Here is a 15620-nt window from a genome sequence, read left to right as displayed (position 1 = left end):
ATAATAAATTTAACCAAAACACAAACAAGCCCCCCATTAAACATAGGGATACCCAACATTTAAACCACCAAAACATATAAATACTGAAAAATTACAGGGGTGTTTTATTTTTGAATCATTTTTTTTGTAAATTTGCACTGCAAAACCAAACCCAATTATGTCAACTTTAAGATTCAAAGCATTAGAAACTTTACCTTTTAAGGACTTTAGAAAAGATAACTCAGTAGAAATCCCTGCTAAATTATCAGAATTATTTTGTGAAAACGTATTCTCTGAAAACACAATGAGAGAATATTTAACAAAAGAAGCATTCCAATCTATTATGGATGCTATTAAAAAAGGAACAAAAATCCAGAGATTAATAGCTGATCAAGTTGCCGTAGCAATGAAAGACTGGGCAATGAGCAAAGGTGTTACCCACTACACTCACTGGTTTCAGCCATTAACAGGTACAACAGCAGAAAAGCACGATTCTTTCTTCACTCCAATTGAAGGCGGAAGAGCTATTGAAAGATTCAGCGGAAACTTATTGATTCAGCAAGAGCCAGATGCATCTTCTTTCCCGAATGGTGGTATCAGAAACACTTTTGAAGCAAGAGGTTATACAGCTTGGGATCCTACATCTCCGGCATTTATCATGGGAACTACTTTATGTATTCCTTCTATTTTCATCTCTTACACAGGAGAAACATTAGATTACAAAGCACCTTTATTAAGAGCTTTGAACGCTGTAGACGAGGCTGCAACCAACGTAATGCAGTATTTTGACAAAAATGTAACAAAAGTAACTCCTACTTTAGGTTGGGAGCAAGAATATTTCTTAGTTGATTCAGCATTGTATCAATCTCGTCCGGATTTAGTTTTAACAGGTAAAACTTTACTAGGACATTCTCCTGCAAAAGGACAACAATTAGATGACCATTATTTCGGTTCTATCCCTACAAGAGTAATGAACTTCATGAAAGAGTTGGAAATCGAATGTATGAAATTGGGAATTCCGGTTACTACAAGACACAACGAAGTAGCTCCAAACCAATTTGAGCTAGCTCCAATGTTTGAAGAAGTAAACGTTGCGGTTGACCACAACTCTTTGTTGATGGATGTTATGGCAAGAATTGCTCACAGACACCATTTCCACATCTTATTCCACGAAAAACCATTCGCAGGAGTAAACGGAAGCGGAAAGCACAACAACTGGTCTTTGGCAACTGATACAGGTGAAAACCTTTTGAGCCCAGGAAAAAATCCTAAGAAAAACTTACAGTTCTTAACATTCTTCGTAAATGCTATTAAAGCGGTACATGAATATGCGGATCTTTTGAGAGCAAGTATTGCTTCTGCAAGCAACGACCACAGATTGGGTGCAAACGAAGCTCCACCAGCAATTATTTCTGTATTTATCGGAAGTCAATTGTTCAGAGTTTTGGAAGAGCTTGAAAAAGTAACTGAAGGAAAACTTTCTCCGGATGAAAAAACAGATTTAAAATTAAATGTTGTTGGAAAAATTCCTGAAATTCTGTTGGACAACACAGACAGAAACAGAACTTCTCCATTTGCATTTACAGGAAATAAATTCGAAATCAGAGCAGTAGGTTCTTCTGCAAACTGCGCAGAGTCTATGACCGTAATGAATACGATCGCTGCTAAACAATTAAACGACTTTAAAATAGAAGTTGATGCTTTAATTGAAACAGGTCTTAAAAAAGACGAAGCAATTTTCAATGTTTTAAGAGAATACATCAAGCAGTGTAAAAACATTATGTTTGAAGGTGACGGATATTCTGAAGACTGGGCTATAGAAGCTGAAAAAAGAGGATTAAACAACTGGAAAACAACGCCTGAAGCTTTGAAGCAGGAAATGAATCAGAAGTTTGTTGACCTTTACGAAGAAATAGGAATTTTCAACCACAGAGAAGTTGAAGCAAGAAACGAGATCAAATTAGAAAAATATTCTACCGTAATTGATATTGAAGCAAGAGTATTGAGTGATATCGCAAGAAACCACATTATTCCTTCCGCTTTAAATTATCAAAACAGATTGATTGAGAACGTAAAAGGTCTTAAAGAAATCTTCGGAGATAAAGAATTCAAAACTTTGGCTAAAGAGCAAATGAGCTTGATTACCAACATCTCTGAAAATGTTTCTAAAATTAAATTAGGCGTTGAAGATTTGATTAAAGCAAGAGAAGCAGCAAAAGCTGTAACAGAAAGTCAGACGCAGGCAGAAGATTACTGCAACAAAGTAAAACCTCTATTTGATATTATCAGAGATGCTTCTGATGATCTTGAAATGATGGTGGATGATGAGCTTTGGCCAATGACTAAATATAGAGAAATGTTATTTACAAGATAACATCTGTAAAGTTCCATATTAGTGAGGTTCTCCGGTTTTCCGGGGAACTTTTTTTATAATTTTTTAATACTGTTTTTAAGAAATCAAAGAAATAATAAACTCCGATGAATAAAGGAAAGTGAATCTATTTTGTTAAAAAATCTTAATAAAAAAAAACACTCAATCACTAAAACAGGCGCATTACAGCTATTTTTTCTTTAACATACTCAAGCAAGATGTTAAAATGTGTTAAATCAAGAACCTGATAATAATCATACTGAGGTCGCCTTAGCAAGAATCTCTACTTTTGTAAGGCTTTAGAGAAATAAATATTTCTTTTTCAACCGGAAATTAAAAAATATGAAGAAAAGAGTTTTGTTTTATTTAGTTGCTTTTGTTTCAACAATATCACTACAATCATGCGTAACCAATTACGTGGTTTCAAAACCGGCAACTTACACTAAAGAATACAAAACAGATGCCAAACTTGCTGCAATAGATACTAAGATGGAGAATGATAAAAAGTTGTTAATCAACTCTTTCATCTCTGAAAAAGCAGTGGCACTCTCAAACGCTAAAAATTCTTTAAAAAATTCTGAAATCGCAAAAGCGATCAAACATAATAAGACCATTGATAATATCTTAACAGAAGCTCAAACTTATCTTGGAACTCCTTACAGATACGGAGGAATGACAAGAAAAGGAATCGATTGTTCAGCATTTGTTTTATCAGTATTCGGAGCTGCAGCAGGCCTTACTCTACCAAGAGTGGCAGCATCTCAATCTCAGGAAGGAGAAGCGATCGATAAAGAAAACCTTCAGAAAGGAGATTTAATTTTCTTCTCTCACGGAAAAAGAATTTCTCACGTAGGAATTGTAGAAAGTGTAACTGAAGAAGGTGAAATAAAATTTATTCACGCAGCAACATCAAAAGGAGTAATGATCTCATCATTGAATGATTCTTATTGGGGACCAAAATACAGGTTTGCAAAAAGAGTAATCAATGAAAACGGAGATAATTACAACAACTTAGCCTCTACTAATTTTTAGTCTTAAATAATTGATTATATAAATAAAGCCATCAGATTTGATGGCTTTAATTTTTTTTTATATTGTTTTCTGGACTTTGCCTTAAAGCAAAAGTTGCCAAAAAATTCAAGTCTTGAATATTTTACTAAAATTCAACCTTAGATTTAGCTATTTTTATCAATTTCTATATCAAATTGACGTAAGAGCCCATGAACTTCAGAAAGTGAAAATTTGGTCTTTTTAAGCTTATTAGATTCTGGATTAATGGTATAATTGAATGAGGTTCTTAAATCTGCTTTTTCCAAATTGGTTCTTTCGAATGTCGCTCCGCTAAAATCGCAGTTGGAAAATACAGAATTCGACAGATCACATTCAGCAAAATCTACTTCAATCAGTTTAGAGTTTTTAAATAAGGTTCTTTTAATAGTCGTTTTATAGAAAACAGAATTATTCAAAGCACATCCGTCAAACCTGAAAGACATCCCAAACTCATTACAGTCATCAAAATGCATTCCGAACATTTTACAATCTTTAAAAATAACGTCCCGAAAAGCAGTTCCCGCTAATTTGGTCATGCTTAAATTACAATCGACAAATTCACAGTTGGTAAATTTGAATTCAGAGAGATTTACATATTCGAAATTACAATTTTGGAAAGTACAATTCTCATATTCTCCAACTTCTAAAGGTTGTTCTGTAAAATTTATATTATCGAAATTATCATCAATAACGTAAGCTTCTCTCATAAATTTTTATGATTTTATTTAATGGAAAAATTAGTAGAAATTTTATTTCGCTGATTTTGCGATTGAATAGATTTTAAATATTATCTGTAAAGAATGATTGTAAACTTCCATCATCCTACTTCTGACTTTCAGCTCTATACCAAACTGTTTTTATCTGCATAATTGAGTTTAAAGAAAATAAAGGTCATCATAGAAAAGGCAAGCAACGAGCTTCCTCCGTAACTAAAGTACGGCAACGGAATTCCAACAGTTGGAAACAACCCCATAACCATGCCTAAATTGATAGAAAAGTGCATCAACAGGATGGAAGCAAAACAATAGCCAAAAACCCTGTTAAATACCGATTTCTGCTTTTCTGCGAGATAATATATTCGTCCGATAAAAATCATGTAAGCAAAAACTAAAACAGCACTTCCTACAAATCCCCACTCTTCTCCAACAGTACAGAAAATATAATCGGTTTCCTGCTCCGGAACAAATTTCCCTTGGGTTACAGAGCCTTCACGATATCCTTTACCAAACATTCCTCCGGATCCGATTGCCGTTTTTGAATACAACAAATTATATCCCGAAGTATCCCGGAATTCTCTTTCCCCTTTATATAAAACCTCGACACGCTCCTGTTGGTGTTTTGGTAGTTTCTCGAAAATGACAGGTGAAATAAATGACAATGCTGCCAATAACAAAACTACTCCTACTCCAGGTAAAAGAGTATATATATTTTTACGGAGCAGGGCTGCATTAAATAAAAACCATAAAAGACCAATTACAATAATAAACACTGTGAAATACCATAAACTCCATTTCAATGGATCATTAAGATAATTTGCGATAAGAAATACCACTCCAAAAAGACCTCCAATTAAAAATAATTTTCCGGAAAGACCTTCTCTGTATAAAGCAATAAAGAACGCAGTAAATACGAGCAACGACCCCACATCAGGAATTGATAGTACAACAACCGCAGGAATTCCTATTATCGCCATTACTGTTATTAGTGATTTTGTATTTTTAAGATCGAAATCTGCTCCAGAAACATAGTTTGCCAACATCAAAGCCGTTCCAATCTTTGAAAATTCTACGGGCTGCATGGTAAAACTTCCGAATTTATACCAGTTTTTCTGACCGAGAATCTCTGTTCCGAAAACATGAAGGCCGGCAAGCATTAAAACACCGCCAATGTAAATAATCCCCGACATATTTTCGAAAAACTTACTTCTGCTGAAGAAAATAATTAAGCCTACAAAAATTGAAATCCCAAAAAAGATCAATTGTTTTTTACCCAAACCCTCATCTACACTGTAAATATTGGCTATCGCAAATAAGCAAAGCAAAAAGTACAACCCAAGACCTAATTTATCTATTCCTTCTGTCCATTTCATGGTTTACGGTTTTTTGGGTTTAACAGTTTGGGCCTTTTGCAGTTTTTCTTTAGCTTTCTTTACAAGATTCAGACTGTCTTGTATTCTTTTCAGTTTTATAGAATCCGGTTTCGGTTCTTTATACAAACCTTTTCTTTTCAGGTCGACAATCCACTGTCTTTTATATTCAGGCATGAAACTCGACGTAATCATTTTTTTGTAAAGATGTTCACGTTTAATATCTCCGGTGATATATTTTTCAGCGATAATTGTACAAGCAGGACCGGCCCAAGTACCTCCGAAACCACCATGTTCCATGACACCCACTACGACAATTTTAGGTTTCTCGGCTGGAGCAATCAACACAAAAATAGCATTATCTTTTCCTTGCGGAACCTGTGCAGTACCCGTTTTTGCCAATTGGGTAAAGTCATTTGATTTTAAACTTCTCGCAGTACCTCGAAGAACTACGGCCTCCATCCCTTTCAGAACAGGTCCAAAATGCTTAGGATCAACTAAGGTATGATGTTTCACTTTAAATCTAGGATCAGGATTTGGTCTTCCATCAATAAGCTTAACAATATGTGGCGTATAGTACCAACCTCTATTAGCAATCGCTGAAACATAATTAGCAAGCTGTAAAGGCGTTACCATTACATCTCCCTGTCCCATTCCGTTGTAAATGGCTCCGGTTGACATTTCATCCCAATTCTTATAATCTTGTCTGGTAGAACCGTTTGCTTTAATGATGGCTTTAAATCTTCTTTCATAAAAGTCTCCCGAAGGAATTCTTCCTTTTGCACCAACAGCAAAATCGTTATTTAAAAACTCACCAACACCAAAGCTGCTCATAATTTTTTTCCATTCATCTACCCCTTTTGATGGATTACCTGGATATTTTTTAATGATCGCAATAAATGCATAGGTGAAAAAACAGTTACTCGAAACCTGAATAGACGGAATCAAAGGATCTGCTCCACCGTGGCCTTTTATTCTTTTTCCTTTGTAGAAGAATCCTCCTCCGCAAGGAAAAATTGTATTCTCATCCATTACGCCCATTTGCATTGCTGCCAAAGCGGTCAACAATTTGAAAGTAGAACCTGGAGGATAGCCCGCTTGCAAAGCTCTATCAAATGTAGGTTTGTTTTCGTAAATCGTATCTTTTGAAAGTGCGTATAAATTTTTAGATTTATTAGGTCCGGTAAAAAGGTTCGGATCAATATCCGGCCCTGTAGCAGAAACAAGAACTTCTCCGTTATTGGGGTCTATTGCAACGATAGCGCCATGCTTATTCACCAACATTTCTTCTGCTAGCTTTTGTAAGTCATAATCGATGGTCAACGTAATATCTTTTCCGGTTACAACATCTCTATCTAAAGTTCCGTTTTTGTAGGGTCCAACATTTCGGAGTTTGATATCTTTTTGAATATATTTAATCCCCTTTACACCACGAAGTTCTTTCTCGTAGGATTTTTCAACACCCGTTTTACCGATGAGGTCACCCGGAAGATAATAAGTAGAATCTTTTTTGATTTCCCTATCGTTTACTTCACTCGTATACCCCAAAAGGTTTCCGGAAGTAGAAACTTCATACTGTCTTTGAGGACGCTGAACGATACTAAAAGCCGGATATTTGAATATAATCTCCTGAACTCTTGCTATTTCCTCTCTACTCAGATCTTTAATAAAAGTCATCGGTGTGAGTTTAGAATAGTATTTTTCAGCTTTAATTAAGTTGACCCTTTTAATGAAATCTTTTTTATCAATTTTTATTAAATTACAAAAAGCTAAAGTATCAAAATCAGGTTTCATTAAAGCCTGAGTAAAAGAAATTTCATAGGCAGGCTGGTTTCCTACCATGATCTTCCCATTTCTATCGAAAATAACTCCACGTTGCGGAATCACATATTCAGTTTTGATGGAAGTATTGGCTGCATTCAGCGCATAACGATCTGTAAACAGCTGTAAATAAGAAAGCCTTGCTACAAAAATAAGAGCAATGACAATGAGAATCGTTAAGATTTTTATATGGCGTGTATTCAAACTTTCTGTTTGATTTTAAAGATTAATGCGTAAACTATGATAAATATAAAGGAAATTACACTAGTTACCAACACATTAAATAAAATTTCAAAAATTCTAGTGAATTTAAAAAATTCGATATACTGCACCAAAAGCTGATGTAGGGAGATGCTTGAAAACAAAAACAGTAAAAACTGCGTCCATTGCAAAGACTGAAATGAAAAGAAATCTGTAGATGTATCTGTAGACGTACGGAATATCAACGTACGGAAATAAGCAATCACTGTCGTAGCCAAAGCATTGATCCCCCATGTACCAAGAAAACCATCTACGGCAAGCCCAATTAAAAAACTTAATGCCAAAAACTGAAACTTGTTTCTAAAAAAAGGATAGAACATTACAAAAACCGGATATAAAACCGGAGTGAATTTACCGAACAAGGTAATCCTATTCAATACAAAAACCTGTAATGCAACCAGAAAAGCCATGATCAAAAGATCTGTAAATACGGTTCTGCTAATCATTTTCTTTTTTTATTACAGCCTGCAAGGTATCCTGAATTTTCTGAACCTCAGCTTTTTTAAGATTTTTAACAACGTAAACTTTGTTTAAAGCTCCCATTTTTTCACTTAATTCAACCGAAATATCCCAAAATCCTGTTTTATTATCTACGGTGTAACCCGCAACTTTACCAATCATGACCCCTTTAGGGAAAATCGCAGACTTCCCATCAGTTTCTATCGTATCCCCAATTTTCAGGGAAACATATTTTGGAACATCTGCCAAATGCATCAATCGGGAATTATCACCCTTCCACGTCAAAGTTCCGAAATATCCTGAGTTTTTTAATGAAGCATTAATTCTTATCTTATTAACGCTTAAAACCGACTGTACTAAAGCGTAACTATCGGTAGAATTAATAACAATCCCGGCAATTCCTTTTGGAGCCATTACGCCCATTTGAGGATAAACACCGTCTCTTGTACCACGATTGATCGTAAAATAATTGTTTCTTCTGTTGATGCTGTTGAAAACAATTTCGCCATCTACAAAGGTATAGATCTGCCCACCTCCCAAAGTATCGTGTACTTTTCTGAATTGTGGATTTGCAGCGCCTTGCTTTCCATAAAGTTCAACCATTAAAACTTTATTCTGAGCAACAAGATCTTCGTTGGTTTGTTTCAGCTTTAAATAAGAAACACCTTCATCAATATAGCCTGAAACCCATGAGTTGAAAGCCGCAGTCTGACCCGCAAGCCAAGATTGCTGCATCGCATTCTTAGAGAATATCAAAATGAGAGCAATAATTTGCAGGAAAATAAAGAATACAAAAAGAGCATTCTTCGAAAATAATCTCAGCAAAAATCCCATTTAGATAAAAAGTCGTAAAAAGTTAAAAAATTTATTTAATTAAGAAATTGAATTTATCCATATTCTTAAGTGCAATCCCTGTTCCGCGAACAACAGCTCTCAAAGGATCTTCTGCCACGAAAACCGGAAGCCCTGTTTTCTTGTGTAATCTGTCTGCAAGACCTCTCAATAAAGCACCACCCCCTGCAAGATAAATACCTGTTTTGTAAATATCTGCAGCCAATTCCGGCGGCGTAAGAGAAAGTGTTTCCATTACAGAATCTTCAATTCTGATAATTGATTTATCTAAAGCACGAGCAATTTCTTTATACCCAACCATAATTTCTTTTGGCTTACCGGTAATAAGATCTCTTCCCTGTACTGGAATATCGTCGATATCTACATCAAGGTCTTCAACTGCAGAACCTACTTCAATTTTCACTCTTTCAGCTGTTCTTTCCCCGATGTATAAATTATGATGTGTTCTTAGGAAATAAGCAATATCATTAGTAAATACGTCCCCTGCAATTTTTACAGATTTATCGCAAACAATACCTCCTAAAGCAACAACAGCGATTTCGGTAGTACCCCCACCTATGTCGATAATCATGTTACCTTCTGGTTTTTGAACGTCGATACCAACTCCTATTGCAGCGGCCATTGGCTCATAAATCAATCGTACTTCTTTTGCGTTTACTTTCTGAGCAGAATCTCTTACCGCTCTTTTTTCAACCTCTGTAATCCCTGAAGGAATACAGATTACAATCCTTAAAGCAGGCTGAATAAATCTCCCTTTGATCCCCGGAATTTTTTTGATAAATTCTTTGATCATGTGCTCTGAAGCATGGAAATCTGCAATAACTCCGTCTTTCAAAGGACGAATTGTTTTTATATCTTCATGTGTTTTACCCTGCATATGTTTCGCCTGCTCCCCAACAGCAATTGGTTTTCCTGTAGAACGCTCTATTGCAACAATAGAAGGCTGATCTATAACAATTTTATTATTATGGATGATAAGCGTGTTGGCAGTTCCAAGGTCTATCGCTATTTCTTGCGTAAACATATCGAATAAACTCATAATTTTCTCCTTGATTTAAGTTTACAAAGATATAAATTATACTATACTAACGATTACAAAGTTTTATATAATTTGGTTAAATTTTTATTAAAATTACACTTTTTTCTTAATGTATTGTTTTTGTAAGTTTTAGAAAAAGCGACAAAAACTTAGATAATTAATTTATAGCTTTTTACGATAATTATCATACAAACAATCGCAAAATGTTTAAGTAAAATTTGCTTAAATTTGCGACTGCTTATGATACAGTATTCCAATATACATCAGACATCAAATTTTGCCGTATTATCTATCAGTTTTGAAAAGGCTGATGTAGAAACAAGGGGAAAATTTGCTTTTTTTGATGACAATATTAAAAACTTTGTTACCCGAATTCACGATGAGAATTTAGGGGACGCATTTGTGGTTTCCACATGCAACAGAACCGAAATTTACACCACTTCACCAAACTATCTTTTGGTCGCCGAAGAATACTGCAAATCTATCGGTGTTAATTTTTCAGATTTTTTACGTTTTGCCAATATTTTCACAAAAGAAGAAGCATTGCAGCATCTCTTCCGAGTATCGGCAGGATTAGAAAGTCAGATTATTGGTGATTTTGAAATCATCGGTCAGATTAAGAAAGCGTATGCCCGTTTTAAAAAAGAAAGACAAAACTCAAATCCTTTTTTAGAAAGGTCGATTAATTCTGCGATTCAGATTTCTAAAAGAATAAAAAACGAAACCGGAATTTCAAACGGAGCGGCCTCTGTTTCTTATGCGGCAGTTCATTACATTTTAAATAATCAAAAAAGAATTACCGAAAAGAATATTCTCCTTCTCGGAGTTGGTGAAATTGGCCAAAATACGGTCGAAAATTTGGTAAAACACGTTTATCAACCCACCATAAAAATCGCTAACCGAACTCAGGAAAAAGCGGCGAAAATTTCAGAAAAATACAACATACCCAATATTGATTATAATGATTTTGAAAAGGAATTAGACAATACTGATATTTTAATTGTTGCTACGGGCGCAAAAACTCCCATCATCAACAAGTCTCATTTAAAAAACGGAAAAGAAATTCTGATTATCGATCTTTCTATTCCTCATAATGTTGATAAAGATGTTTCGGAACTCGATAATGTGACCTTGATTGATGTTGATGAGCTTTCAAAACAAATTCAGGAAACCATTCAGCAGCGTGAAAAAGAAATCCCCAAAGCCGAGGTTATCATTAAAGAAATGACCAAAGATTTTCTGGAATGGGAAAAAAAGAGAAAACTAGCGCCAAACATTCATCATTTCAAAGCAGTGCTGAAAAATATGGAGCGCAACGAAATGCACAATTTTTACAGAAAAAATAAGTACATCAATATCAACGACATGGAGCTTTCTGAGAAGATGATTCAGAAAATAACCAACCGTTTTGCAAAATATATTATCGACAACCCTTTAAAAGCGGAGGAAATTAGTAAATTAATGCACGAAATTTTAGTCGAACAACCCAATAACGAATTCAATGAAAAGCATTAGAATAGGAACCCGAAATTCTGCACTTGCACTTTGGCAGGCAAGAGAAGTTGCAAGACATTTGCAAAACCTTAATTACGTAACAGAGATCGTCCCAATTGTTTCTTCAGGTGATAAAAATCTGAACCAACCTCTTTATACTTTAGGAATAACAGGAGTTTTTACGAGAGATCTAGACACCGCATTACTGAATGACGAAATAGACATTGCTGTACACTCCCTTAAAGATGTACCTACAAAACTACCCGAAAACATAGAAATTGTCGCTTATCTTGAAAGAGATTTTCCACAGGATGTTTTGATCAAAAGAAGATCGGCAATGAATAAAGAATTTCATGAACTTAAATTGGCGACAAGCAGTTTAAGAAGAAGGGCTTTTTGGTCTAAACACTATCCTACTACAGAATTTTTTGATATCCGAGGAAATATTCAGACCAGACTTCAGAAGTTGGAAGAGCAAGATTTTGATGCTACAATTTTATCTCTTGCCGGAATTAAAAGAATGAAAATGGATATCGATTATGAGTTCATTCCATTCATGATCCCTGCACCTTCACAAGGTGTGGTTGCTGTTGCCGGACATTCGGATAAAAAAGAGATCAATGATATTTTAAAACAAATTTCTCACAAACAAACTCAAATTTGTGTAGAGATCGAAAGAAATTTCCTGAGCACTTTGGAAGGTGGCTGTACCGCACCAATTGGAGCCTTTGCTGAAAAATTTGACGATCAGATCAGATTCAAAGCTGCTCTTTGCTCTTTAGACGGGAAAAACTATATTGCAACCGACGAAAGTTTTGAATATAATGAAGAAGAAAATTTTGGTGAAAAATTTGCCAATATTGTTTTAGAAAACGGCGGTAAAGAATTGATGACTGAAATTAAAAGTCAGCTTTAAGGTTTTAGGTTTTAGGTTTTAGGTTTTAGGTTTTAGGTTTTAGGTAAAATTAAGATTTTCTGAATCTTAACATTTCTTTATGCTTAAAGAATCTTCATGTTTAAAATTAATTTTTGAACTTTACAAACCTTGTTTTTCAATTCAAATTTTAAGCCCATGAAAAAATTCTTTTCAATATTCATTTTAGTACTTTTTGTTTTTTTTGGAAAAGCACAAGCTCAGTTTGCTCAAAAATTATCTGATGCAGCTTTAAGCTTAACGAAAGATAAGGTAACTTACGATCCTGCTTACTACTCCATCAAATATCCAAACGGCGATGTAGCTTCAGACAAAGGTGTCTGTACAGACGTTGTTATCAGAGCATACCGAAAACTAGGAATTGATTTACAAAAAGAAGTGCATGAAGATATGAAGAAGAATTTTTCTAAATATCCTAAAAAGTTTGGTTTGAAAAGACCCGACACGAATATCGATCACCGAAGAGTTCCCAACCTGATGGTTTTCTTTGCAAAATTTGGAAAATCTAAATCAATCGAAACCAAACCTGAATTATATGCTCCCGGAGATATTGTAACGTGGCTTCTTCCAGGAAATTTAACCCACATCGGAATTGTGGTCAACAAAAAATCGGCAGACGGAAAAAGATATTTAATTGTACATAACATCGGTGCAGGACAGGTTATTGAAGATTGTTTATTTAAATTTACGATTACCGGACATTACCAGTATTCAAAATAATATATGATGAGAAAGGTAGTTTTCGTTTTGTTTTTATTTATTTTAAACTTGAGTTCAGCACAGAATTCAAGCTTAAAAATCATTGACAAGCCAATCAATTATCCTGCGGAAAGAATTCAATTAAGTTTAGAATATTTAAAAGAACATCATGGTTTAACTCAAAAAACACCTACGATTGTTCCGAAAATGATTGTTTTGCATTACACAGCAGGAGGAACGGTAGAAAGCAACCACAAATATTTCAACAAAACCCATCTTGAAAGCGCAAGAAATACTTTAAAAAAGCAAAGTACACTCAATGTTTCTTCGCAATTTATCATAGACCGGGACGGAACTATTTATCAGTTGATGGAACCAACTCAATTTGCAAGACACACAATTGGTTTAAATTATTGCGCCATCGGAGTTGAAAATATCGGAAGCAAGAAACAACCGCTTACCGAAAAACAAGTTGAAGCCAACGCAGAATTGGTAAGATATTTAACCAAAAAATATAAAATAGAATATCTTATTGGCCATTCGGAATACGGAGTTTTCAGAAATTCTAAATTATGGAAAGAATCTGATCCCAATTATTTCACAGGAAAAGAAGATCCAGGAAAAGACTTCATGACAAAAGTAAGAAAGCAAGTCGCAGATTTACATTTAAAAGACAAACCTTAATGAACATTTTATTTACCAAAAGCATCGATTCTAAATATCTTTCAGAAAAACTGGGAAATAATATTTCGATTGATTGTGTTGAGGTGATAAAAACAAAATCGATTTCTGTAGAGCGTTTTGACCTGAAAGATCGATCGCTTATTTTCACAAGTTTCAATGGTGTAAAATCTTTTTTTGAAAACAGGTTTCTGCCTAATGAAGATTTTACTGCAAAAAACTACAATAAAATCTATTGTGTAGGCGAAAAAACCAAAAGAGAACTTCGTAAAAACGGATTCGGAACCTTTAAGGTTTTAAAAAACGCAGAAACATTATCCCATTTTATTATCGAAAACTGCGCTCACGAAAAATTCATTCATTTTTGTGGAAATTTAGCACTGGATGTTTTAGATAAAAAACTTCCGTTACAAAATATTTCATATAAAAAAGTGACTGTTTATGAGACCGAAGCACTTAATCCTGTGATACATGAAAAATATCATGCAATAGTTTTTTTTAGCCCGAGCGGAGTTCGTAGTTTTGCGAAAAATAATTCTTTAGAAAATGCCATTCTTTTTTCAATAGGAGAAACTACTTCTAAAGAGGTAAGAAAACATACAAAATCTGAGATTTTTACGAGTACAGAAAATACTTTATTAAACATATTGTCGGTCATAAAAAATAGATTAATGAAAGATATTTCATAACCTATCAACTAAAAACCGTCAATTATCAATTAAAATTATGATTAAAAACGACCTATATTTAAAAGCACTTCGTGGTGAAATTGTAGAAAGACCACCGGTTTGGATGATGAGACAGGCAGGCCGATATTTACCTGAATTTATAGCGCTTCGCGATAAGTACGATTTCTTCACAAGATGCCAGACTCCGGAATTAGCTTCTGAAATTACAGTTCAGCCCATCAAAAGATATCCTTTGGATGCGGCGATTTTGTTTTCGGATATTTTGGTGGTTCCTCAAGCAATGGGGATTGATTTTAAAATGAAGGAAAATGTAGGCCCGTGGTTGGATAATCCGATCAGAACGATGGAAGATGTACAGAATGTAATTGTTCCGGATGTGAATGATACTTTAGGATACGTTTTTGACGCTATAGAGCTGACTTTAATCAAATTAGACAACGACATTCCATTGATTGGTTTTGCGGGTTCTCCGTGGACGATTCTTTGCTATTGCGTGGAAGGAAAAGGAAGCAAGGCTTTTGATATTGCTAAATCTTTCTGTTTCCAACAACCAGAAGCGGCGCATTTGTTACTTCAGAAAATCACAGATACCACAATTGCTTATCTGAAAAGAAAAGTTGAAAAAGGAGTTTCTGCCGTTCAGGTTTTCGATTCTTGGGGCGGAATGCTTTCTCCGGAAGATTACCAAGAGTTTTCTTGGAAATATATCAACCAAATCGTTGAAGCTTTAAGCCCATTAACTCATGTTGTAGTTTTTGGAAAAGGATGTTGGTTTGCTTTGGAAGAAATGACAATGGCTCCGGTTTCAGCTTTAGGAGTTGACTGGACGATCAAGCCGGAATTTGCAAGAACTTTGACGAATCACACAATGACGCTGCAAGGAAATTTTGATCCTGCAAGATTGCATTCTACACCTGAAACAATTAAGAAAATGGTGAATGAAATGATTAACCGTTTCGGAAAAGACCGATATATTGCCAATTTAGGCCACGGAATTTTACCAAATATTCCTTTGGAAAACGCGGAAGCGTTTATCAGAGCGGTGGTAGATTGGAAGCCGAATAATTAAATTTTATTCCCACAGATCTTCACGGATCGACACAGATTTTTCAATACGTTTGTCATTCCGGAGAAATCTAAATTTAGTTTTAAAAAATTACGCAAATACATTGTCGAGATTCCTACGGAATGACAAACTTTATGTA

14 protein-coding genes are annotated in these 15620 nt (G+C 34.8%); 8 read left to right on the top strand and 6 right to left on the bottom strand.

Annotation, left to right across the window (positions count from 1 at the left end; translation table 11 throughout):
- The first annotated feature begins 157 nt into the window (after positions 1–157).
- Together B5X64_RS01530 and B5X64_RS01525 are read left to right on the top strand one after the other, a co-directional pair.
- Positions 158–2353: a glutamine synthetase III family protein gene (locus B5X64_RS01530; RefSeq protein WP_079463571.1), complete on the top strand. Its 2196-nt coding sequence runs from the start codon at positions 158–160 to the stop codon at positions 2351–2353.
- Positions 2354–2692: 339 nt separating this feature from the next.
- Positions 2693–3382 (top strand): C40 family peptidase, encoded by a 690-nt coding sequence (locus B5X64_RS01525; RefSeq protein WP_079463570.1) that lies wholly within the window; start codon positions 2693–2695, stop codon positions 3380–3382.
- 143 nt (positions 3383–3525) lie between these two features.
- Here the strand turns inward: B5X64_RS01525 and B5X64_RS01520 are convergent, their stop codons facing one another.
- From B5X64_RS01520 to B5X64_RS01495, 6 genes are all read right to left on the bottom strand, one after another.
- Positions 3526–4107, bottom strand: coding sequence for a pentapeptide repeat-containing protein (locus B5X64_RS01520; protein ID WP_079463569.1), 582 nt, complete (start codon positions 4105–4107; stop codon positions 3526–3528).
- A gap of 134 nt (positions 4108–4241) precedes the next feature.
- Positions 4242–5489, bottom strand: coding sequence for a rod shape-determining protein RodA (rodA, locus tag B5X64_RS01515; protein WP_079463568.1), 1248 nt, complete (start codon positions 5487–5489; stop codon positions 4242–4244).
- A gap of 3 nt (positions 5490–5492) precedes the next feature.
- The gene (locus B5X64_RS01510; protein ID WP_079463567.1) at positions 5493–7511 is read right to left on the bottom strand and encodes a peptidoglycan D,D-transpeptidase FtsI family protein; all 2019 of its coding nucleotides are present in this window, start codon (positions 7509–7511) and stop codon (positions 5493–5495) included.
- On the bottom strand, positions 7508–8014 hold the full coding sequence (locus tag B5X64_RS01505) for a rod shape-determining protein MreD (RefSeq protein WP_079463566.1): 507 nt from the start codon (positions 8012–8014) through the stop codon (positions 7508–7510). Before B5X64_RS01505 ends, B5X64_RS01510 begins: the two co-directional genes overlap by 4 nt.
- Entirely contained in the window at positions 8007–8861 is an 855-nt protein-coding gene (mreC, locus tag B5X64_RS01500; protein ID WP_079463565.1) for a rod shape-determining protein MreC, read from the bottom strand. The genes B5X64_RS01505 and mreC overlap by 8 nt, the downstream gene beginning before the upstream one ends.
- Positions 8862–8892: 31 nt before the next feature.
- Positions 8893–9918, bottom strand: a complete 1026-nt coding sequence (locus tag B5X64_RS01495) for a rod shape-determining protein (protein WP_066678895.1) — start codon at positions 9916–9918, stop codon at positions 8893–8895.
- Between the two features lie 240 nt (positions 9919–10158).
- Between B5X64_RS01495 and hemA the strand changes: the two genes are divergently transcribed.
- The 6 genes from hemA to hemE all read left to right on the top strand — a co-directional run bounded on the left by hemA (position 10159) and on the right by hemE (position 15484).
- Positions 10159–11433: a glutamyl-tRNA reductase gene (hemA, locus tag B5X64_RS01490; RefSeq protein ID WP_066678893.1), complete on the top strand. Its 1275-nt coding sequence runs from the start codon at positions 10159–10161 to the stop codon at positions 11431–11433.
- A complete protein-coding gene (gene hemC / locus B5X64_RS01485; protein ID WP_079463564.1) occupies positions 11420–12328 on the top strand; it encodes a hydroxymethylbilane synthase in 909 nt (302 codons plus the stop codon). The genes hemA and hemC overlap by 14 nt, the downstream gene beginning before the upstream one ends.
- Before the next feature lie 156 nt (positions 12329–12484).
- Positions 12485–13066 carry a DUF1287 domain-containing protein gene (locus B5X64_RS01480; protein ID WP_079463563.1) on the top strand — a complete coding sequence of 194 codons (582 nt, stop codon included), beginning with the start codon at positions 12485–12487 and terminating at the stop codon, positions 13064–13066.
- A gap of 3 nt (positions 13067–13069) precedes the next feature.
- Positions 13070–13729: a peptidoglycan recognition protein family protein gene (locus tag B5X64_RS01475; protein ID WP_338030660.1), complete on the top strand. Its 660-nt coding sequence runs from the start codon at positions 13070–13072 to the stop codon at positions 13727–13729.
- On the top strand, positions 13729–14415 hold the full coding sequence (locus B5X64_RS01470) for a uroporphyrinogen-III synthase (RefSeq protein WP_079463562.1): 687 nt from the start codon (positions 13729–13731) through the stop codon (positions 14413–14415). The genes B5X64_RS01475 and B5X64_RS01470 overlap by 1 nt, the downstream gene beginning before the upstream one ends.
- A 37-nt stretch (positions 14416–14452) precedes the next feature.
- A complete protein-coding gene (gene hemE / locus B5X64_RS01465) occupies positions 14453–15484 on the top strand; it encodes a uroporphyrinogen decarboxylase (RefSeq protein ID WP_079463561.1) in 1032 nt (343 codons plus the stop codon).
- Positions 15485–15620 lie beyond the last annotated feature (136 nt).

Origin of the sequence: Chryseobacterium balustinum, assembly GCF_900168205.1 — a bacterium.
GTDB classification, from domain to species: Bacteria; Bacteroidota; Bacteroidia; order Flavobacteriales; family Weeksellaceae; genus Chryseobacterium; species Chryseobacterium balustinum.
The sequence above is the reverse complement of the archived record's forward strand: the minus strand, read 5'-3'. Positions and strand labels throughout refer to the sequence as shown.

What these genes read in the sequence shown, in the direction of transcription:
- hemE (WP_079463561.1), top strand. Translation starts at nt 14,453, where the DNA reads ATGATTAAAAACGACCTATATTTAAAAGCACTTCGTGGTGAAATTGTA.
- B5X64_RS01525 (WP_079463570.1), top strand. Translation starts at nt 2,693, where the DNA reads ATGAAGAAAAGAGTTTTGTTTTATTTAGTTGCTTTTGTTTCAACAATA.
- B5X64_RS01505 (WP_079463566.1), bottom strand. Translation starts at nt 8,014, where the DNA reads ATGATTAGCAGAACCGTATTTACAGATCTTTTGATCATGGCTTTTCTG.
- hemC (WP_079463564.1), top strand. Translation starts at nt 11,420, where the DNA reads ATGAAAAGCATTAGAATAGGAACCCGAAATTCTGCACTTGCACTTTGG.
- mreC (WP_079463565.1), bottom strand. Translation starts at nt 8,861, where the DNA reads ATGGGATTTTTGCTGAGATTATTTTCGAAGAATGCTCTTTTTGTATTC.
- rodA (WP_079463568.1), bottom strand. Translation starts at nt 5,489, where the DNA reads ATGAAATGGACAGAAGGAATAGATAAATTAGGTCTTGGGTTGTACTTT.
- B5X64_RS01495 (WP_066678895.1), bottom strand. Translation starts at nt 9,918, where the DNA reads ATGAGTTTATTCGATATGTTTACGCAAGAAATAGCGATAGACCTTGGA.
- B5X64_RS01480 (WP_079463563.1), top strand. Translation starts at nt 12,485, where the DNA reads ATGAAAAAATTCTTTTCAATATTCATTTTAGTACTTTTTGTTTTTTTT.
- B5X64_RS01475 (WP_338030660.1), top strand. Translation starts at nt 13,070, where the DNA reads ATGATGAGAAAGGTAGTTTTCGTTTTGTTTTTATTTATTTTAAACTTG.
- B5X64_RS01520 (WP_079463569.1), bottom strand. Translation starts at nt 4,107, where the DNA reads ATGAGAGAAGCTTACGTTATTGATGATAATTTCGATAATATAAATTTT.
- B5X64_RS01530 (WP_079463571.1), top strand. Translation starts at nt 158, where the DNA reads ATGTCAACTTTAAGATTCAAAGCATTAGAAACTTTACCTTTTAAGGAC.
- hemA (WP_066678893.1), top strand. Translation starts at nt 10,159, where the DNA reads ATGATACAGTATTCCAATATACATCAGACATCAAATTTTGCCGTATTA.
- B5X64_RS01470 (WP_079463562.1), top strand. Translation starts at nt 13,729, where the DNA reads ATGAACATTTTATTTACCAAAAGCATCGATTCTAAATATCTTTCAGAA.